This is a genomic window from Klebsiella ornithinolytica NBRC 105727 = ATCC 31898, from assembly GCF_001598295.1.
GTDB classification, from domain to species: domain Bacteria; phylum Pseudomonadota; class Gammaproteobacteria; order Enterobacterales; family Enterobacteriaceae; genus Klebsiella; species Klebsiella ornithinolytica.
The window spans coordinates 87393-107068 of sequence record NZ_BCYR01000005.1; the positions used below are offsets into that span (position 1 = coordinate 87393).

Here is a 19676-nt window from a genome sequence, read left to right on the forward strand (position 1 = left end):
GATAATTCTCCTGATTTCATTTAAGTCATGCCGCTCTGGCGGTGCCAGCCGGACGTAAAATTCAGATGACAGAGCATGTATATACAAGCATTGACAAATCAGCACACCCTCCTGATGATGGATTTGTGAGCTGCACTGTAAATAATTTGTAATCGAATTGAAAATTGCGTGTAGCTAAAACTTTACACAAAGCGACAAGGCGATGGTGAAACTGCGATGATAACTCCCTTTAACTTCTCTTCCCTGCCGAGGACTCCGTGGAAAAACGGCGGCGGCGAAACCCGCGAAATTGTCAGCGTGCCCTCGCCTGACGCCGATGCCCCGTTTCTGTGGCGAGCCAGTATTGCCACGCTGGAGCACGACGGACCGTTTTCCCGGTTCAGCGGCATTGACCGGGTCATTACCTTAATTGAGGGCCAGCCGCTCTGGCTTCGCGGCGAGGGGATTCATCATCATCTGAGACACTGGGAGCCGTGGGCATTTTCCGGCGAATGGGCGCTGGGTAGCGAAAGCATTTCCGCACCGGGGCTGGATTTTAACATTATGACGCAACGCACCCGCGCGGCTGCGCAGGTCAGCGTGGTCTCCGGTGAACAGCATCCCGGTAACGAAGGCATCGCCTGGGTACTTCAGGGATGCTGGCAGCTTGCCGGCGAACGCTATGACGCGCGCTCAGGGCTCTGGTGGCAGAGCCAGTCGCCCGGGGCCCTGATTCCACTCTCGCCTGATGCCCGGCTTTTGCTGACCGGTATAACTCGTCGTTAGCCCGCACAACGCCGGGCAAGAGGCGTAAAACGAGCCTGATATCCGGTGATATACTGGAGTGTGTCTGGTCGTCATTACGTGTTAAGGCACGAAAATATCGTGACACAAGGGGTCGTCAGTGGGATATAATTCTCGGCTAAATTTGAGTTATTTTGAAATAACAACCTTAACCCCATGATTGTTAAAGTAAAAATAAGCAATAACGATAAGGATTAAAGCTATGGGTTTTCTTTCCGGTAAGCGCATTCTGGTCACTGGCGTTGCCAGCAAACTGTCCATCGCCTACGGTATTGCGCAAGCAATGCACCGTGAAGGGGCTGAACTGGCGTTCACCTATCAGAACGAAAAACTGAAAGGTCGTGTGGAAGAATTTGCCGCGGCACTGGGTTCTGACATCGTACTGCCGTGCGACGTGGCTGAAGATGAGAGCATCGACTCTCTGTTCGCTGAACTGACTAAAGTCTGGCCGAAATTTGACGGCTTCGTTCACTCAATCGGTTTCGCACCGGCTGACCAGCTGGACGGCGACTACGTCAACGCGGTCACCCGCGAAGGTTTCAAAATCGCTCACGATATCAGCGCCTACAGCTTCGTGGCGATGGCGAAAGCCTGCCGCGGTATGCTGAACCCGGGTTCCGCGCTGCTGACGCTCTCCTATCTGGGCGCAGAGCGTGCGATTCCTAACTACAACGTTATGGGTCTGGCAAAAGCGTCTCTGGAAGCGAACGTGCGCTACATGGCAAACGCGATGGGTCCGGAAGGCGTGCGCGTTAACGCCATCTCTGCGGGTCCAATCCGTACGCTGGCAGCGTCCGGCATTAAAGATTTCCGTAAAATGCTGGCGCATTGCGAAGCGGTTACCCCGATTCGCCGTACCGTGACTATCGAAGACGTGGGTAACAGCGCAGCCTTCCTGTGCTCCGACCTGTCTGCCGGTATCTCCGGTGAAGTCGTTCACGTCGATGGCGGTTTCAGCATCGCGGCAATGAACGAGCTGGAACTGAAATAAGTTCCTTTCCCTCCTCACCCTGTGAGGAGGGATTGCCTTCGCGGCATCCCGTTCTTCCCTGCATTTCCTGCATTTCCTGCATTTCCTGCATTTCCTGCATTTCCTGCATTTCCTGCATTTCCTGCATTCCCTGCATTCCCTGCATTCCCTGCATTCCCTGCATTCCCTGCATTCCCTGCATTCCCTGCATTCCAGAAACCTACATTCACCCCTGTTATTCCAAACAGCTATTTGTTAGCACGTATCAATATTTTCTCCCGCTCCAGGGTTACGCCAGGATAGTTATGCATATATGGCCGACGGAAGTGCGGCTCGCCACATACCGATCAAGGAACGCCCATGGAGCAACGCCGCGTGTATGGCAAAAACCACTGGTATCATGAAACCCAGTCAACAATCTGCCCGGTGGATGTGCTGCCGCTCGTCCCTGAAGCCGCCCATGTCGAAGATCGCTTTTTACTCGATCTGACGTTACCGGAAGAGTGGCTTCACGCCCATGCGGGCTGGCTGACGCCAGCGCGATGTCTGGCCGACGCGCTCTTCCCTGCCTCCGTCGTCGTCAATCGCTTACAAACCGTTAGCGCTTATGACCGACTGAGCACCGCGCTGACCGTCGCTCAGGTGTATGGCGTGCAGCGACTGTGTAATCACTATGCCGCCCGGCTGGCGCCGCTGCCGGGACCGGACTCTTCACGTGAGAGCAATCGCCGACTGGCGCAAATGACCCAATATGCCCGCCAGCTGGCCGGTTCGCCTTCGGTCATTAACACCCTTTCCCGCAGCCAGCTGGATGAGGTCGGGTTAACCAGCCGCGATATGATCCTCATTAATCAGATTGTCGGTTTCGTCGGTTTCCAGGCGCGCGCAATTGCCGCGTTTCACGCCGGCCTCGGCTTTCCGGTGCGCTGGATGCCGGGAATGCCGCAGCAGGAAGATGCGCCGGCAGACGATTTTACGATCGGTCAGCTGACCTGGACACCCGACATCAACGATACCGATCTTCGCTATGCCAATGACGAACGCCAGGTGCTGCTGGCCGACTGGCTACCGCATCCTGGCCTGTCCGGGCTGGCGCCGCTGCTTGCAGCCCACGAAACAATACTCAAAGCCCAGCATCAATTACTCACCCAATTAAGCGTAAATCAGCCTTTTGCTTCGCTGGTGGCGCTGATGACCGCGCGCATCAACGGTAGCGCCAGCTGTTTTAACGCCTGGGCCGAAAGCGGATCCGTTTCCCCGCAGCTTGCTGATGCATTACGCCACGATGAGCGTACGCCAGAAGCCTGGGAACCAAGCCATCCCACCGAGCGCGTCATCTTGCAGGCGGTACAGCTTTTGACCCGGGCGCCCGACCGTTTCAGCGCGGCGCAATTAACGCCCCTCGCTGAACAGGGGCTTTCCCATGCGCAGATTATCGATATTCTGGCGTGGAGCGGTGCGTGTGGTTGGATGAATCGTCTGAAAATCGCCCTCGGCATCGTTCGTCAACAGACGTAAAATGCCAAACATCGCTTGCTGCAACAGGCATTATCGCGTAAAAATGTCAGCCGCTCTTTTAGCCACGAAAATACCTAATTATGTTTCAGGACAACCCGCTGCTAGCGCAGCTTAAACAGCAACTGCATTCCCAGACTCCTCGTGTTGAAGGGGTCGTGAAGGGGACGGAAAAAGGTTTTGGCTTCCTCGAAGTTGATGCGCAGAAAAGCTACTTTATTCCGCCGCCGCAAATGAAAAAAGTGATGCATGGCGACCGTATCAGCGCCGTGATCCACACTGAAAAAGAACGTGAAAGCGCCGAGCCGGAAGAGTTGATTGAACCTTTCCTGACCCGTTTCGTCGGTAAAGTGCATAAGAAAGATGACCGACTGTCCATCGTTCCCGATCATCCGCTGCTGAAAGACGCTATTCCCTGCCGCGCCGACCGTAGCGTGGGCCATGATTTTAAAGAGGGTGACTGGGCCGTTGCTGAAATGCGCCGTCATCCGCTGAAAGGCGACCGCGGTTTTTATGCCGAATTAACCCAGTTTATTACCTTCAGCGACGATCATTTCGTTCCGTGGTGGGTCACGCTGGCTCGCCACAATCTGGAAAAAGAAGCCCCGGACGGCGTGGCGACCGAATTGCTGGATGAAGGTCTGGAACGTCGTGACTTAACGGCGCTGGACTTCGTCACCATCGACAGCGCCAGCACCGAAGATATGGACGATGCGCTGTATGTCGAAGCCGCCGCCGACGGCAAGCTGCATTTGACCGTCGCTATCGCCGATCCGACCGCCTGGATTGCCGAAGGCAGCAAACTGGACAAAGCGGCAAAAATTCGCGCCTTCACCAACTATCTGCCGGGCTTTAACATCCCGATGTTGCCGCGCGAGCTGTCTGACGACCTGTGCTCTCTGCGCGCCAACGAAGTGCGTCCGGTCCTCGCCTGCCGCATGATCCTGACGGCTGACGGCACGATTGAAGACGATATCGAATTCTTCGCCGCGACTATTGAGTCAAAAGCCAAGCTGGCCTACGACAACGTCTCCGACTGGCTGGAAAATACCGGCAGCTGGCAGCCTGAGAGCGAGTCTATCGCTCAGCAGATCAAACTGCTGCAGGATGTCTGCCTGCGCCGCAGCGAATGGCGTAAAACCCATGCGCTGGTATTCAAGGACCGTCCTGACTACCGTTTCGTGCTGGGTGAGAAAGGCGAGGTGCTGGATATCGTTGCCGAACCGCGCCGCATCGCTAACCGCATTGTCGAAGAATCAATGATTGCGGCAAACATCTGCGCGGCCCGCGTTCTGCGCGACAAGCTGGGCTTTGGTGTTTATAACGTGCATACCGGCTTTGATCCGGCCAACACCGAACAGCTGGCAACGTTGCTGAAGACTCACGACGTCCACGTTGATCCGGTTGAAGTGCTGACCCTCGAGGGTTTCTGCAAACTGCGTCGCGAGCTTGATGCCCAGCCGTCGGGTTTCCTCGACAGCCGCATTCGTCGCTTCCAGTCCTACGCGGAAATCAGCACCGAACCGGGTCCGCACTTTGGCCTTGGCCTTGAAGCCTATGCCACCTGGACCTCACCGATTCGTAAATATGGCGACATGATTAACCATCGCCTGCTGAAAGCGATCATCAAAGGTGAAACGGCAACGCGTCCGCAAGATGAGATTGCCGTACAGATGGCCGAGCGCCGTCGCCTGAACCGCATGGCCGAACGCGATGTTGGTGACTGGCTGTACGCCCGTTATCTGAGCCCGCAGGCCGGTACCGATACGCGCTATGCCGCGGAAATTATCGATATCAGCCGCGGCGGGATGCGCGTTCGCCTGGTGGATAACGGCGCCGTCGCCTTTATCCCGGCACCGTTCCTGCACGCCGTTCGTGATGAGCTGGTCTGTAGCCAGGAAAACGGTACCGTGCAGATCAAAGGCGAAACCGTCTACAAAGTGACTGACGTTATCGACGTCAAGATTGCCGAAGTCCGTATGGAAACCCGCAGCGTCATCGCGCGTCCGTTCGCCTGATAGCCGTCGTCAGCGGCTCCCGTTATCGGGGGCCGCTTATTTTTTCCCCGCGTTGTCTGATATTGTCCCGTTTTTCCTCGTTTTCCTGACTATCTATCGCAGATGATTTACGTTGTGCGTTTTTTTCTCTTCTCTTTTTCATCTGTTTTTAGCATCATTGATTTCATTCGTTTTTGTAACCAGGATAATGCTATGTCTGATCTGAATGCCCGCCTGCTCGCCCAACGTATCGATACCGTGCTGGATATTCTGGTTGCCGGAGATTATCACTCTGCGATTCATAATCTGGAGATCCTCAAAGCGGAGCTTCAGGCGCTTTCTGCCGATGAGCCTGAAGCGAAACCCGGCCAACCTAAAGCGCCCTGGGAAATCTGATCGCCCACATCGCCACAATCGATCAATGATGTCGATTGTCAGCCAAAATAGTCCCCTAACTGTGATGTTGCTATGAACGCCCGACAACAAAGTATTTTGCAAACGGTCATCGATAAAGGCCGCATGAGCGTGGCCGATCTCGCGAAAATGACCGGTGTCTCTGAAGTCACGATTCGTCAGGATTTGAATTTACTGGAAAAGCAGAGCTATCTGCGCCGGACTCATGGTTTCGCCGTACCGCTGGATAGCGAAGATGTCGAAACCCGTATGATGACCCATTTCTCGATCAAACGTGAACTGGCTACGCGCGCCGCGGAGCTGGTCAACGCCGGTGAGACGGTATTTATCGAAAACGGCAGCTGCAACGCCCTCCTCGCCCGTACGCTTGCCGAGCGCGGCGATATTACCATCATCACCGTGAGCAGCTATATTGCGCATCTGCTTAAAGAGACACCCGGGGAGGTCATTCTGCTCGGTGGAATCTACCAGAAGCGCAGCGAAAGTATGGTCGGTCCGCTCACGCGGCAGTTTATTCAGCAGGTCCACTTCAGCAAAGCGTTTATTGGCATCGATGGCTGGCAGCCGGAAACCGGGTTTACCGGCAAGGATATGATGCGTGCGGATGTAGTCAATGCCGTCCTTGAAAAGGGCTGTGAGGCGATTGTCCTGAGCGACAGTTCGAAGTTCAGCGTCGTGCACCCTTATCCGCTCGGTCCGGTAGCGCGTTTTAGCCGCATCATTACCGACAGCAGTCTGCACGATGATGCGCGCCAGCAGCTGACAGAAAGCGGGCTCACCGTCGATATTGTCAGTTTTTCCTGAACTCATCCCGACTCTCTTTTTCGCCCTGCGTTTTTCTTCCCCCGCCGCCCACTCATGTGGGCGCAGACCGCATGACTCCCTGTCTGAGAGTTTTCCGAGCCCGCAATTAAGAGTTTTTACCTGCCGGTAAAATTTAAAAAAAGTAGAATTAATGTTAGCGATATAACAGGAAGTGACTATCACCCGCGTGATTAAAGTAACACCTGCGCAACTTAAGTTTCATGGAATAGCCCTTAAAACCCGGCATCACGCTATGCTTTAAGGAAGTTGTATCCATGAATAGATTATTCAGGAGAAAATTATGATGACTTCAATGAGCAAAAAAATGGCTGCAGCTGTGCTGGCCGTTACCGTAGTAATGTCTCTGAGCGCATGTTCCAACTGGTCTAAACGCGATCGTAATACCGCAATCGGTGCAGGCGCGGGCGCACTCGGCGGCGCAGTATTAACCGATGGCAGCGCGCTGGGGACCCTGGGCGGCGCAGCGGTTGGCGGGATTATCGGTCACCAGGTTGGTAAATAAGGCCTGAACCGGATCAACGATAAAAAATAATCCGCATCGGTAGACTTACAGACTTACGCACCGGCAAAGAATCAAGGCCACGGCATTTACCGTGGCCTTGTTGTTTATTAACCGCCGGCCAGCTTAACTTTCATGCCTTTGGCTTCCAGCAGTGATTTGAGCAAATCGCGCTTATCGCCCTGAATTTCAATCACGCCATCTTTCACCGACCCGCCGCAGCCGCACTTCTTTTTCAGCTCAGCGGCCAGTTTTGTCAGCGCATCATCATCCAGGTCAATACCGGCGATCAGACATACGCCCTTCCCCTTGCGGCCGCTGGTCTGACGCTGAATGCGCACCACGCCATCGCCTTTAGGCCGCTCAACCACCGCCCTGGGTTCGTCAATACGGCCGCTTTCCGTCGAGTACACCAGACGACTATTAGAATCGGTCATTATGCCCCCTTATTCAGTGACGCATTGATACTGCGTAAGGTCGCCGCCGGATCCGCAGACTGAGTCACCGGACGACCAATCACCATGTAGTCTACGCCAGCTGCCTGCGCCTGTTCCGGCGTCATGATGCGGCGCTGGTCTCCGGCATCGCTGCCCTGCGGGCGGATGCCGGGCGTCACCAGCTTAAAGGCCTGCCCCAGCTCCTGCTTGAAGCGAGCCGCTTCCTGCGCAGAACAGACCACGCCGTCCAGTCCGCAGCGCTGCGTTAATGCCGCCAGTTTTGCCGCATGATCGGCGGGAGAAAGCGTAATACCCAGATCCTGGAGATCGCTGGCTTCCATGCTGGTCAGGACGGTCACGGCAATCAACAGCGGCGCATCCTGGCCAAACGGGAGCAACGCTTCACGTGCCGCGGTCATCATTCGCGCACCGCCAGAGGCATGAACATTGACCATCCAGACACCCAGCTCTGCCGCAGCGGCTACCGCCCGCGCGGTGGTGTTCGGGATATCATGAAATTTCAGGTCAAGGAAGACCTCAAAACCACGCTGATGCAAGTCGCGAACAAACTGTGGCCCGAGCAGCGTAAACATCTCCTTGCCCACCTTCAGGCGGCAGTCGCGTGGATCAATGCGGTCAACAAAGGCCAGCGCTTTGTCGCGGTTATCATAATCGAGCGCAACAACAACGGGAGAGGATGTGACAACGCGAGGCGAAGATGAAGCAGTAGACGTCATGACCAGACCTTAATTGTTGATGGGCGCCGTTTTGGCGCAAAAAAGGTAAACGGGCAGCATTCTACCTGCGATGAAGGGAAATTGACAGGCTGCTTTTACCGCCTGGCGGACGATGGCAGCGCTGGCGTTAAAGCGGGCAAACGCTAAAAACCGATAAGTATGTTGTAACTAAAATGCGATGTTTTAAAAACTATTGTCCGTCGAGGCCGCGGATCGGTTTAATCGTTGACCACGAACGGCAGGACGGGCAGTGCCAGTACAGAGTGTGGGCGGTGAAGCCGCACTTTTGACAGCGGTAGCGCGGTTTACTGCGGACCTGCTCCCCCACCATATTGCGCAGAACGCCAAGGCTCTCCTTCGCGCGCCCCTCTTCGGCTTCATTAAGGTGGTAGTCCATCAGCTTATGGAAGACCCGCATCGTCGGATGACGCTCCAGCTGACGGGTAACATAGCTCTGCGCAGCCTCCACGCCTTCGCGCTGTTCGAGAATTTGCGCCAGCATCAGCTCCGCGGTTGCCCCGGTGTTTTCATCGACGCAGCGGCGCAGGAAGAGCTCCCATTCATCGGGTTTACCCAGTTGCTGATAGCAGGTCTGCAGCATCTCGAGCGTTTCACCCACCAGCTCTTTATCCTGATTGATGACCCGTTCCAGGCTCTCTACCGCTTTCGCGTAATCGCCCTTTTCCATCCATACCCGACCCATCATAATCGACACGCGGGCGCTGTTGCGGTCAGCCGAGGCCCCTTTTTTCAGCAGCGACATCGCTTTATCCATATCGCTGTTCGCCATCTGCTGCAGCGCGAGCTCGCACCAGAAGTTGGCAATATCGCCCCGGTGTTTTTCTTTGCCCAGCTTCACTAAACGCTCGGCAACATCAATGGCGGACTGCCAGTCGCTGGTGGCCTGATAAATTTGCAGCAGCTGCTGCAGCGCGCTGAGGCGAAAATCGGTTTCATCCACCAGCTGCTTGAACATATCTTCCGCGCGATCGTAGAGACCGGCGGCCATGTAGTCGCGCCCCAGCTGCTGCACGGCCAGCAGCCGCTGATCGTAGGTCAGCGAGGCGCTTTCCATCAGGCTCTGGTGAATACGGATAGCCCGGTCAACCTCGCCACGGGAGCGGAACAGGTTTCCCAGCGTCAGGTGGGCCTCAACGGTACCGGTATCCTCTTTCAGCATGTCGAGGAACAGATCCACCGCTTTATCCTGCTGGTTGCTCAGCAGGAAGTTCACCCCGGTCACGTAGTCACGCGACAGGCGGTTAGCGTCGTCCTGTTTGGACTGTTGTGCACTTCTGCGCCCCATATACCATCCGTAAGCAGCGGCAACGGGCAAAAGCAGAAACAACAACTCCAGCATAAATGATTATTCCTTCACCGCAGGAACACCTGCGTCGGCCGGCGCGGCGTTGGTTGGCGCAATCTGATGTTCAAGACGCTTTATTTTACGTTCAGCGCGAACCAGAGAAACGCGAACCCGCAGCCAGAAAAGGCCGCAAATCAGCCAGCCAATAGCAAACCCTGCGGCAAAGAGCACTGCCAGCAACGTCGAAATACGGAATTCACCCTGCGCGAGCAAATAGTTGAACGTGACCAGTTGATCATTCTGTGCACCTAACGTCACGGAGATGACGAAGATGGCTAATACCAGTAAGAAAATCAGTAAATATTTCACACTACTTCCCGTTTTGTGGGTTGAGCGAAAAAATCCCGCGTTCAGCCCTATAAAGTATCATTTTCGCTGCAGCGGTGAAATGGAAAAGCATGACACCCTGTCAGGATATGCGTCCGTCAGGCGCGAAAATCAACGTTATCCCTGATTTATCGTCCGTGTCTTAATCTCCTGCGCCTCTTCTCCCGGCGGCGTCAGCGGGCCGCACAGCCGCTGGGTGAGCCAGGTGGCCAGCGTCACCAGCAGCCAGGAGATAAGCGTGGCGACCAGCAAATCTTGCGGCCAGTGCATGCCAAGCGCCAGCCGGCTGCCCATCACGGCCGTCGCCCACGTCAGCAGCGCGGCGATGGTGACCCAGCGTCGCCGCGGCCACAGCAGTCCGACACCCAGCAATGCCCAGCTGGCTGCAAACATCGTGTGCCCGGACGGAAAAGCAAAACCGGTCTCTTTCTGCCAGTGCTTGCGCAGGAAGCGAGGAATATCCTGCTCTTGCGCCAGCTGCTCATGCACCAGTTTAGCGCGTTCTTTGCGTTTTAACGCGTAGAATTGATCGACAGGCACCTGCCGGCTCTTTTCCAGCCAAACCACAAAAGGACGCGGCTCCTGAACCTGCTCTTTGATCCAGGACTTTATGCCCTGCCCCAGCAGAATCGCCGCCCCCAGAATCACAAACAGCATCACGGCGGCGCGCAGACGAAAACGCAGACACCACAGAAACCAGCCGCATAAAACCGTATGGGTGATGATGCCCCACGGCTGGGTCACGCTTTCAGTCACCCAGTAGAGCAGTTTTAACCATGCTTGCGGAAGGTCTGGCTGCCACTTCCAGGCGGAGACCCACACCACCCCGGGCATAATCATAAGCAATGCCGCACCGATGGCGGTTCGTCTGGCGATCGACAGCATCTTATCTCCTTATCTCTTCTTCCGACTATCATAACGGAAAGTGGTACGTTTGTGCGCTTTACGCGCAGGCAGCCGTGCGTAATTAGGAGAACGTCGCGCCACTGTGGCAAAATAGCGCCAAACAGAAAGCACATTCAGGTGCTGACAGAATCTGGAGAATCACATGCAGCTTAAACGTGTGGCAGAAGCCAAACTGCCAACCCCCTGGGGCGATTTCCTGATGGTGGGATTTGAAGAACTGGCAACCGGGCAGGATCATGTCGCGCTGGTCTTCGGCGACATTTCGGGCCAGTCCCCCGTCCTTGCACGCGTACATTCTGAGTGCTTAACGGGCGACGCCCTTTTTAGTCTGCGTTGTGATTGCGGTTTTCAGCTCGAAGCGGCGCTGTCGCATATTGCCGAAGAGGGGCGCGGTATCCTGTTGTACCATCGTCAGGAAGGCCGCAACATTGGCCTGCTGAATAAAATTCGCGCCTATGCCTTGCAGGACCAGGGCTATGACACCGTGGAAGCCAACCATCAGCTGGGCTTTGCAGCAGACGAGCGCGACTTTACGCTGTGCGCAGATATGTTCAAACTGCTCCACGTCGACCAGGTACGTCTGCTGACCAACAACCCGAAAAAAGTGGAAATTCTCAGCGAAGCCGGGATCAATATCGTTGAGCGCGTGCCGCTGATTGTCGGGCGCAACCCGAAAAACGCCCACTATCTGGACACCAAGGCCGCCAAAATGGGGCATCTGTTGAATAAATAAATCGGCAGAAAAATGAAGGGCCAGCGCTTGCTGGCCCTTTTTTTTACAGCATGTTGCGGATCACATAATGCAGAATACCGTCATTCTGATAGTAGGTCAGTTCGGTGGCGGTATCGATGCGACAACGGCAGAGGATCACCTCTTGTTTACCGTCCGCCCGCGTCAGGGTCACCGCAACCGTTGCGCCAGGCTGCAAGGCCTGCAGGTTGCTGATATCTATCCGCTCTTCCCCGTTCAGCCCCAGCGTTTTACGCGTGACGCCCTGCGGAAACTCCAGCGGCAGGATCCCCATCCCGATCAGGTTGGAACGGTGGATACGCTCGAATGATTCGGCGATCACCACCCGCACGCCCAGCAACCGCGGGCCTTTCGCCGCCCAGTCGCGACTGGAGCCTGAGCCGTACTCTTTCCCGGCCACCACCGCCAGCGGGATCCCCTCATTTTTATAGCGCATTGCCGCGTCATAAATCGCTATCGGCTCGCTGCCCGGCAGGTGCCGGGTCATCCCACCTTCCACGCCCGGCACCATTTCGTTGCGAATACGGATGTTGGCAAAGGTCCCGCGCATCATCACTTCATGGTTGCCGCGGCGGGAACCGTAGGAGTTAAAATCAGCGCGCGCGACGCCGTGTTCCTGCAAATAGCGTCCGGCCGGGCTGTCCTGCTTGATACTCCCGGCCGGAGAGATGTGGTCCGTGGTGACCGAATCGCCGAGCATCGCCAGAATACGCGCGCCGTGAATATCTTCCACCGGCTCAGGCTGAACCTCCATCTGGTCAAAGAATGGCGACAGACGGATATAGGTCGAATCCTCCTGCCAGTCGTAAGTATCGGAGCGATCGACGTGAATGGCTTTCCATTCAGGCGTTCCTTCAAATACCTCCGCGTACTCTTTGTGGAACATCTCGGTCGTGACCTGCTCAACCGCCTGGGCGATCTCAAGACCGCTCGGCCAGATATCCTTCAGATAGACCGGCTGACCATTTTTGCCGGTGCCAAGCGGATCGCGGGTCAGATTGACGTTCATGTTCCCGGCCAGAGCGTAGGCCACCACCAGCGGCGGTGATGCCAGCCAGTTGGTTTTCACCAGCGGATGAATACGCCCTTCGAAGTTACGGTTACCGGACAGCACCGCGCCGACGGTTAAATCCCCTTTCTTGATCGCCTCTTCGATCGGTTCCGGCAGCGGGCCGGAGTTACCGATACAGGTGGTACACCCGTACCCGACCAGGTTGAACCCCAGCGCATCGAGATACGGCGTCAGCCCGGCGTGGGCCAGATAATCGGACACCACTTTAGATCCTGGCGCCAGAGAGGCTTTGACCCACGGTTGCGGCTTCAGGCCCAGCTCAACCGCTTTTTTGGCCAGCAGACCGGCGGCCATGAGCACGCTGGGGTTAGAGGTGTTGGTGCAGGAGGTGATGGCGGCAATCGCCACCGCGCCGTCGGGTAGCGAATAGCGATGCCCGTTCAGCGTATAGTCGACCGGCTGGCGCTGTTTTTGCGTCAGGTTGACCTCCAGCTCGCTGCTGGCGGCAAAGGCTTTCGGGACATCCCCCAGCGCAACGCGATCCTGCGGCCGTTTTGGCCCGGCGAGACTCGCTTCGACAGTTCCCATATCTAACGCCAGCGTACTGGTAAAGACCGGCTCATCGCCCGTCTGACGCCACATTCCCTGCGCTTTGGCATAGGCCTCCACCAGCGCCACCTGTTCATCGCTGCGGCCGCTCAGACGCATATAGCTGAGGGTTACCGCATCAATCGGGAAGAAGCCGCAGGTAGCACCGTACTCAGGCGACATATTGGCGATGGTCGCGCGGTCGGCCAGCGGGAGCGAATCCAGGCCATCGCCGTAAAACTCAACAAACTTACCCACGACGCCGTGCTGCCGCAGCATCTGGGTGACGGTGAGCACGAGATCGGTGGCGGTAATGCCTTCGCGGAGTTTACCGCTCAGTTTAAAGCCCACCACATCCGGGATCAGCATCGAGACCGGCTGGCCCAGCATCGCGGCTTCCGCCTCAATGCCGCCGACGCCCCAGCCCAGTACGCCCAGGCCGTTGATCATCGTGGTATGCGAATCGGTACCGACCAGCGTGTCGGGCCAGGCAAGCCATTCGCCGTTTTGCTCTTCACTCCAGACCGCTTTGCCAAGGTATTCGAGGTTAACCTGGTGGCAAATACCGGTACCCGGCGGCACGACGCTGAAGCGGCTGAACGCCTGCTGTCCCCAGCGCAGGAAAACGTAGCGCTCGTGGTTACGTTCCATCTCAAGACGCACGTTTTCCTCAAACGCATCGTCATTGCCGAAGCGATCGACGGTGACCGAATGGTCGATAACCAGGTCCACCGGGGACAGCGGGTTAACCTTCGCCGTATCGCCTCCCAGCCGTTTGACCGCCTCACGCATTGCCGCAAGATCCACCACCGCGGGCACGCCGGTAAAATCCTGCATCAGCACGCGCGCCGGACGATAGGCAATTTCCCGGTCAGCATGAGCATGTTCAAGCCAGCCTGCCAGCGCATGAATATCTTCGGCGGTAACCGAGTCACCGTCCTGCCAGCGCAGCAGATTCTCCAGCAGGACTTTAAGCGATTTGGGCAAACGGGTCAGATCGCCCAGTTCTTTAGCGGCCAGCGGTAAGCTGTAGTAGTGGTAGGTTTTATCTTTGACCTGTAGCGTATCCTTACTGGCTGCTCGTAGGGTTGACGACATAGCTCCTCCTTTATCACAGGGATGGCATGCCCTGATCCTCCTCAGGGTTAATATTAAAGATAACACATACCAGGCATAACACTTTGATAACAACCCAAATTGCTAAAATCGGTTAAATGTTTTAAAGCAAAAAATCTGAATGATTATACGAGAAAATATCGAATGAATTTGATAGAGGGGAACTGGCAGCAGGATAACTGTACGAGTACATGAGTACAGAAAGAACTAATCGCCAGTTAATTGACGATTAGTTCACAGGAAGGGATGTTTGTTTATACACAAAGTGTCGCGAAATATATCCTCCTTGTCACCGCGGGTTATTAGCTTAAATAATTTCTCACGATTTCGCCGTCATAAAAATGACACATACAGCCATCCAGAAAATGTACGCTCAGCTGATGATCCAAACGTTACAGACTACGAGCGCGATGATACTCCAGAACATCGCCAGCCCAACGAGCACGGCACTCCAGGCGCGGCTCCTCAACACAGGATCAATCTCCGTTTTGTCACTTTCCTGTGACATCGCCAACTTCATATAATCGATATCACTAATCATTTTATCACCACCAATCGCTAAAATTATCAGGTACAGTTAAAGCTTAATTATAGCTAATGAATTAATCCAGTGAATTCTTCCCTCTGGATATTATCTTTAACTATTATTTTGATCGGAGCGGGTATATTTGCAATCGTGTTAATAGAAATAACGATTTTTGTGATTCAGGCGAGGTTTACAAATTTAATTCGGGGCCATTATAAGTATTGGCATCCCCGACAGGGATGCCAGATTGTTGGTTGAATCACTTTTCCGGTAGTTTAATATCTTTGAACATTGCCTCAATATCTTCATTCGAACGCAAAGCCACCGCGGTATCCACCACATCTCGCGTCAAATGCGGCGCAAAACGCTGAATAAAATCATACATATAGCTGCGAAGGAAGGTGCTACGGCGGAAACCTATCTTCGTGGTGCTGTGGCTGAAAATACCGTTAGCATCAAGTTTCACCAGGTCAGGATCGGAGACCGGATCCACCGCCATGCTGGCAATAACCCCAACGCCAAGGCCAAGACGGACGTAGGTTTTGATAACGTCAGCATCGGTGGCGGTGAAGACGATACGCGGCGTCAGCCCGGCGCGGTTAAAGGCGGTATCCAGCTCGGAGCGGCCGGTAAAGCCAAAGGTATAGGTGACCAGCGGGTACTGCGCCAGCTCTTCAATCGTCACCGAACCACGGGAGGCTAGCGGATGTTCAGGCGTCACGACAATCGAGCGGTTCCAGTGATAGCACGGCAGCATGACCAGATCATCATAGAGATGCAGCGCTTCGGTGGCGATGGCGAAATCAGCATTCCCCTTTGACACGGCTTCCGCAATTTGCGTCGGCGATCCCTGATGCATATGCAAAGAGACGCGCGGGTAGCGCTCAATAAAACCTTTTATCACCCCGGGCAGCGCATAGCGGGCCTGAGTATGGGTGGTGGCCACATACAGCGAGCCTTTGTCGGGCCAGGTATGTTCCCCTGCGACCGACTTAATCGCATCGACCTTCGACAGGACTTCGCGGGCGATGCGGATGATCTCCTGGCCCGCCGGCGTCACCTGAGTTAAATGTTTGCCGCTGCGGGCGAAAATCTGAATACCGAGCTCATCTTCCAGCATGCGTACCTGCTTGCTGATACCGGGCTGTGAGGTATACAGGCCTTCGGCAGTCGAGGAGACATTCAGATTATGATTAACAACCTCAACGATGTAGCGGAGCTGCTGTAGTTTCATGGCTGATATCCGTTAACGCGTAAAATGAATTCGTTCATACATTTTACGTTCAGGCCGCCTGTCGGCAAGCTACACGTTTGCCGTCCCTGCGACTCGCCGTTATGGCGCCACAAAGCATCCTGAACACGATGATGTATAAGACGATTTAATAATAAAAAAGAGATTAGCTATAACCACTATATCATTTATATCTACAGTGTATAGATACTAACGAAAAATAATAAGCTGGTTATAAGGCCGCCGTCCGGCGTCAAAGAATGGCGAATAAGGCAGGGAAATCAGTGAGAAAAAGGGCCGCATCGCGGCCCTTCACAGAGAGTACTACGCTTACTTCTTCGCTTCAGTCCATTTACCGTCGATATAGAAGGCGGACCAACCGGTCGCTTTGCCATCTTTCTCTGACGCGACGTACTGCTGCTTCGTTTTACGGCTAAAACGCACCAGCGTTTTGTTACCCTCGGGATCCTGCTGCGGCGCGTCGGCCAGATAACGCAGTTTCTCCGGCAGGCGATCGCGGAAGCGGTACAGCTCTTCCACCAGCGGCGCACGAGTTTCACGCGATTTCGGGAAGGTGTTTGCCGCAAGGAAAACACCTGCCGCACCATCACGCAGGACGAAAAAGGCGTCCGACTTCTCACACGGCAGCTCCGGTAACGGAACCGGATCTTCCTTCGGCGGAGCGACTTCGCCGTTACGCAGAATTTTGCGCGTATTCTTACATTCGTCGTTGGTGCAGGCCATGTACTTACCAAAACGCCCCATTTTCAGGTGCATTTCAGAACCACATTTTTCACACTCAACCACCGGGCCGTCGTAACCCTTGATGCGGAACTCGCCCTCTTCGATCTCATAGCCGTCGCAGGTCGGGTTGTTACCACATACGTGCAGCTTGCGCTTAGGATCGATAAGGTAGCTGTCCATCGCCGTGCCGCACTTCTGGCAACGACGCTTGGCACGCAGCGCGTTGGTTTCGGCATCGTCGCCTTCCAGCACGTTGAGCACTTCGTTTTCCGGCACCAGGTTAATGGTGGTCTTGCAGCGTTCTTTCGGCGGCAGCGCATAGCCTGAACAGCCCAGGAATACCCCGGTGCTGGCCGTGCGAATCCCCATCTGGCGACCGCAGGTCGGACAGTCGATGCTGGTCAGCACCATCGGGTTCGGCTGCATGCCGCCCTCTTCCGGATCCTTCTCCGCCGTTTCCAGCTGAGTCGTGAAGTCACCGAAGAAGTGGTCCAGTACCTGACGCCACTCGGCCTGATGATTCGCCACCTGATCGAGGCGATCTTCCATTTGCGCGGTAAAATCGTAGTTCATCAGATCGCGGAAGTTCTCTTCCAGGCGATCGGTGACAATCTCACCCATTTTCTCGGCGTAGAAGCGGCGGTTTTCCACCCGCACGTAGCCGCGATCCTGAATGGTCGAAATGATCGACGCATAGGTAGACGGCCGGCCGATACCACGTTTTTCCAGCTCTTTGACCAGCGAGGCTTCGCTAAAGCGCGCAGGCGGTTTGGTAAAGTGCTGTGCCGGAGTCAGTTCGACCAGGCTCAGGCTCTCGCCCTGGTTGACGACCGGTAACGTCCGATCTTCATCGCCTTTACGCAGCGCCGGCATCACTTTGGTCCAGCCGTCAAACCGCAGGGTACGGCCGCGCGCTTTGAGTTTAAAGTCGCCGGCTTTGACGGTCAGCGTGGTGGAATCGTACTGCGCCGGCGTCATCTGACAGGCGACGAACTGGCGCCAGATCAGCTGATACAGTTTCAGCGCGTCGGCTTCCATCCCTTTAAGATCTTCGGCCATCACGTTCACGTCAGAAGGACGAATCGCTTCGTGCGCTTCCTGTGAGTTTTCTTTGCTGGCGTACTGGTTGGCGTTCTCTGGCAGATATTTTTTGCCAAAGTTATCGCCGATATAGCCGCGAACCATGCTCAGCGCATCCTGGCTCAGGTTCGTTGAATCGGTACGCATATAGGTGATGTAGCCGGCCTCATAGAGGCGCTGCGCCATCATCATGGTTTTCTTCACCCCAAAGCCCAGGCGAGTGCTGGCTGCCTGCTGCAAGGTCGAGGTAATAAACGGCGCGCCAGGCTTGCTGCTGGTCGGTTTGTCTTCACGCTCCAGCACGCTGTAGCTGGCTTTCTCCAGCAGCGCAACGGCAGCCATAGTTTCATCGCGGTTAACCGGACGGAACGGCTTGTCGTGCTTATGCGTCACCTGCAGCGGCAGAGCATCGCCGCCCGGCGTGGTAGTGCTGGCGTCGATTTCCCAGAACTCTTCCGGCACGAACGCTTTAATTTCGCGTTCACGTTCCACGACCAGGCGTACGGCAACCGACTGAACGCGGCCTGCGGACAGACCGCGGGCAATTTTTTTCCACAGCAGCGGGGAAACCATGTAGCCCACGACGCGGTCCATAAAGCGACGCGCCTGCTGGGCGTTAACACGATCGATATTCAGCTCGCCCGGCTTGTCAAAAGCCTGACGGATCGCATTTTTGGTGATTTCGTTGAACACCACGCGGCTATAGCGTTTTTCATCTCCACCGATCACTTCCCGCAGGTGCCATGCAATGGCTTCCCCTTCGCGGTCAAGGTCGGTTGCGAGATAGATGTGGTCGGCTTTTTCCGCCAACTGCTTGAGTTCTGAAACTACCTTTTCTTTACCCGGAAGTACTTCATACTGAGCATCCCAGTCATGCCATGGGTCTACACCCATACGATTGACCAGAGCGCTACGTTCATCCTTTTTAGGCTTTTTAGCCCCTTTGGTGGAGGTAGAGTCGGCGCTCTTTTTGGAAGCTGAGCCACTGGTCGGCAAATCGCGGATATGACCCACGCTGGATTTCACCACGTAGTCATTACCCAGATACTTATTGATCGTTTTGGCTTTTGCCGGGGACTCAACGATAACGAGAGCTTTACCCATATTCACCTTTACCTAATTTGATTCATCCAGGAATACATCGCACATTTTGATTCACCATCCGCTGACGACGTACGTCAAATGTTGCGACGCCGTCGATGGATATCAACCCTTTGCACGTCCAGTTTCACATCCATAAAACCAGATAGCTGAGTTTACTGACTTTTGCTCGTCAGGTGACATAGCACGAAGAATTTTTGGCCGAATGTCAAGCAAATCTGTTGCCAGATCGCCGAAAGCGTCACACTGTACCTGATAAAATTCGTTACGCAACTTTATTAGCATGCAAAAGCAAATCCCGCCAGTAAAGTCATGTTTCTTAGAGCTTTGCCATTAACCCTGTACTCTGAATGGAAAATTTGCCCCATCTCGCCGCGCGGCGTAAACTAGCGGACGAAGAATCACAGGAGTCACTTATGCAAGGTACAACCCAACCTATCGATCGCCAGTCGCTGCTTGAAATAGCCAACAAACTCATTCGTGAACATGAAGATACGCTAGCCGGGATCGAAGCTACCGACGTCGCTCAGCGTAACGGCGTGCTGGTATTCAGCGGCGAGTTTTATCTTGATGAGCAAGGCCTGCCAACGGCGAAGAGTACGGCGGTATTCAATATGTTCAAATACCTCGCGCACGCGCTGTCAGAGAAATACCATCTGACCGATTAAGCCCTCTTATTATTTAGCGGGCATAAATTATTTATCGGGCATAAAACGCCAACGCGAGGCAGTTGCCTCGCGTTGTTTTGTTC

19 protein-coding genes are annotated in these 19676 nt (G+C 55.0%); 9 read left to right on the top strand and 10 right to left on the bottom strand.

Annotated elements, in window-relative coordinates; all coding sequences use genetic code 11:
• Positions 1–216 precede the first annotated feature (216 nt).
• Together ROR01S_RS11990 and fabI are read left to right on the top strand one after the other, a co-directional pair.
• Positions 217–765: a HutD/Ves family protein gene (locus ROR01S_RS11990; protein WP_064359517.1), complete on the top strand. Its 549-nt coding sequence runs from the start codon at positions 217–219 to the stop codon at positions 763–765.
• 220 nt (positions 766–985) lie between these two features.
• Entirely contained in the window at positions 986–1774 is a 789-nt protein-coding gene (fabI, locus tag ROR01S_RS11995; RefSeq protein ID WP_004861084.1) for an enoyl-ACP reductase FabI, read from the top strand.
• Here fabI and ROR01S_RS26125 read toward each other — a convergent pair.
• Positions 1737–1955: a hypothetical protein gene (locus ROR01S_RS26125; protein ID WP_064359518.1), complete on the bottom strand. Its 219-nt coding sequence runs from the start codon at positions 1953–1955 to the stop codon at positions 1737–1739. The two genes, fabI and ROR01S_RS26125, sit on opposite strands and share 38 nt — an antisense overlap.
• Positions 1956–2113: 158 nt before the next feature.
• Between ROR01S_RS26125 and ROR01S_RS12005 the strand changes: the two genes are divergently transcribed.
• The 5 genes from ROR01S_RS12005 to osmB all read left to right on the top strand — a co-directional run bounded on the left by ROR01S_RS12005 (position 2114) and on the right by osmB (position 7006).
• The gene (locus tag ROR01S_RS12005) at positions 2114–3271 is read left to right on the top strand and encodes a carboxymuconolactone decarboxylase family protein (RefSeq protein WP_004861081.1); all 1158 of its coding nucleotides are present in this window, start codon (positions 2114–2116) and stop codon (positions 3269–3271) included.
• Between the two features lie 80 nt (positions 3272–3351).
• The gene (locus ROR01S_RS12010; RefSeq protein WP_064359519.1) at positions 3352–5286 is read left to right on the top strand and encodes an exoribonuclease II; all 1935 of its coding nucleotides are present in this window, start codon (positions 3352–3354) and stop codon (positions 5284–5286) included.
• A 192-nt stretch (positions 5287–5478) separates the two neighbouring features.
• A complete protein-coding gene (locus tag ROR01S_RS12015) occupies positions 5479–5661 on the top strand; it encodes a YciZ family protein (protein WP_004861074.1) in 183 nt (60 codons plus the stop codon).
• A 72-nt stretch (positions 5662–5733) separates the two neighbouring features.
• Positions 5734–6483 (top strand): DNA-binding transcriptional regulator YciT, encoded by a 750-nt coding sequence (gene yciT / locus ROR01S_RS12020; RefSeq protein ID WP_004861071.1) that lies wholly within the window; start codon positions 5734–5736, stop codon positions 6481–6483.
• Between the two features lie 304 nt (positions 6484–6787).
• Entirely contained in the window at positions 6788–7006 is a 219-nt protein-coding gene (gene osmB, locus ROR01S_RS12025; RefSeq protein WP_015584565.1) for an osmotically-inducible lipoprotein OsmB, read from the top strand.
• A 107-nt stretch (positions 7007–7113) separates the two neighbouring features.
• Here the strand turns inward: osmB and yciH are convergent, their stop codons facing one another.
• The 5 genes from yciH to pgpB form a co-directional block, all read right to left on the bottom strand.
• Complete coding sequence (gene yciH / locus ROR01S_RS12030; protein WP_004861065.1) at positions 7114–7440, bottom strand: stress response translation initiation inhibitor YciH; 327 nt, start codon at positions 7438–7440, stop codon at positions 7114–7116.
• On the bottom strand, positions 7440–8177 hold the full coding sequence (gene pyrF, locus ROR01S_RS12035) for an orotidine-5'-phosphate decarboxylase (RefSeq protein ID WP_004861062.1): 738 nt from the start codon (positions 8175–8177) through the stop codon (positions 7440–7442). The genes yciH and pyrF overlap by 1 nt, the downstream gene beginning before the upstream one ends.
• A gap of 190 nt (positions 8178–8367) precedes the next feature.
• Positions 8368–9537: a lipopolysaccharide assembly protein LapB gene (gene lapB / locus ROR01S_RS12040; RefSeq protein WP_004861056.1), complete on the bottom strand. Its 1170-nt coding sequence runs from the start codon at positions 9535–9537 to the stop codon at positions 8368–8370.
• A gap of 6 nt (positions 9538–9543) precedes the next feature.
• A complete protein-coding gene (locus ROR01S_RS12045) occupies positions 9544–9852 on the bottom strand; it encodes a LapA family protein (RefSeq protein ID WP_004861050.1) in 309 nt (102 codons plus the stop codon).
• Between the two features lie 135 nt (positions 9853–9987).
• On the bottom strand, positions 9988–10755 hold the full coding sequence (pgpB, locus tag ROR01S_RS12050) for a phosphatidylglycerophosphatase B (RefSeq protein WP_015584566.1): 768 nt from the start codon (positions 10753–10755) through the stop codon (positions 9988–9990).
• A gap of 163 nt (positions 10756–10918) precedes the next feature.
• Between pgpB and ribA the strand changes: the two genes are divergently transcribed.
• A complete protein-coding gene (gene ribA, locus ROR01S_RS12055) occupies positions 10919–11509 on the top strand; it encodes a GTP cyclohydrolase II (protein WP_004861045.1) in 591 nt (196 codons plus the stop codon).
• A 43-nt stretch (positions 11510–11552) separates the two neighbouring features.
• On the opposite strand, the gene acnA is transcribed toward ribA, so the two are convergent.
• The 4 genes from acnA to topA form a co-directional block, all read right to left on the bottom strand.
• Positions 11553–14225: an aconitate hydratase AcnA gene (gene acnA / locus ROR01S_RS12060; protein WP_044349048.1), complete on the bottom strand. Its 2673-nt coding sequence runs from the start codon at positions 14223–14225 to the stop codon at positions 11553–11555.
• 391 nt (positions 14226–14616) lie between these two features.
• Positions 14617–14784, bottom strand: coding sequence for a YmiA family putative membrane protein (locus tag ROR01S_RS26130; protein ID WP_004861039.1), 168 nt, complete (start codon positions 14782–14784; stop codon positions 14617–14619).
• A 244-nt stretch (positions 14785–15028) separates the two neighbouring features.
• Complete coding sequence (cysB, locus tag ROR01S_RS12065) at positions 15029–16003, bottom strand: HTH-type transcriptional regulator CysB (RefSeq protein WP_004861036.1); 975 nt, start codon at positions 16001–16003, stop codon at positions 15029–15031.
• Positions 16004–16330: 327 nt separating this feature from the next.
• The gene (gene topA, locus ROR01S_RS12070) at positions 16331–18928 is read right to left on the bottom strand and encodes a type I DNA topoisomerase (RefSeq protein ID WP_004861033.1); all 2598 of its coding nucleotides are present in this window, start codon (positions 18926–18928) and stop codon (positions 16331–16333) included.
• A 413-nt stretch (positions 18929–19341) separates the two neighbouring features.
• Here topA and ROR01S_RS12075 point away from each other — a divergent pair, with 413 nt between their 5' ends.
• Positions 19342–19593 (top strand): YciN family protein, encoded by a 252-nt coding sequence (locus ROR01S_RS12075; RefSeq protein WP_004861030.1) that lies wholly within the window; start codon positions 19342–19344, stop codon positions 19591–19593.
• The last annotated feature ends 83 nt before the right edge of the window (positions 19594–19676 follow it).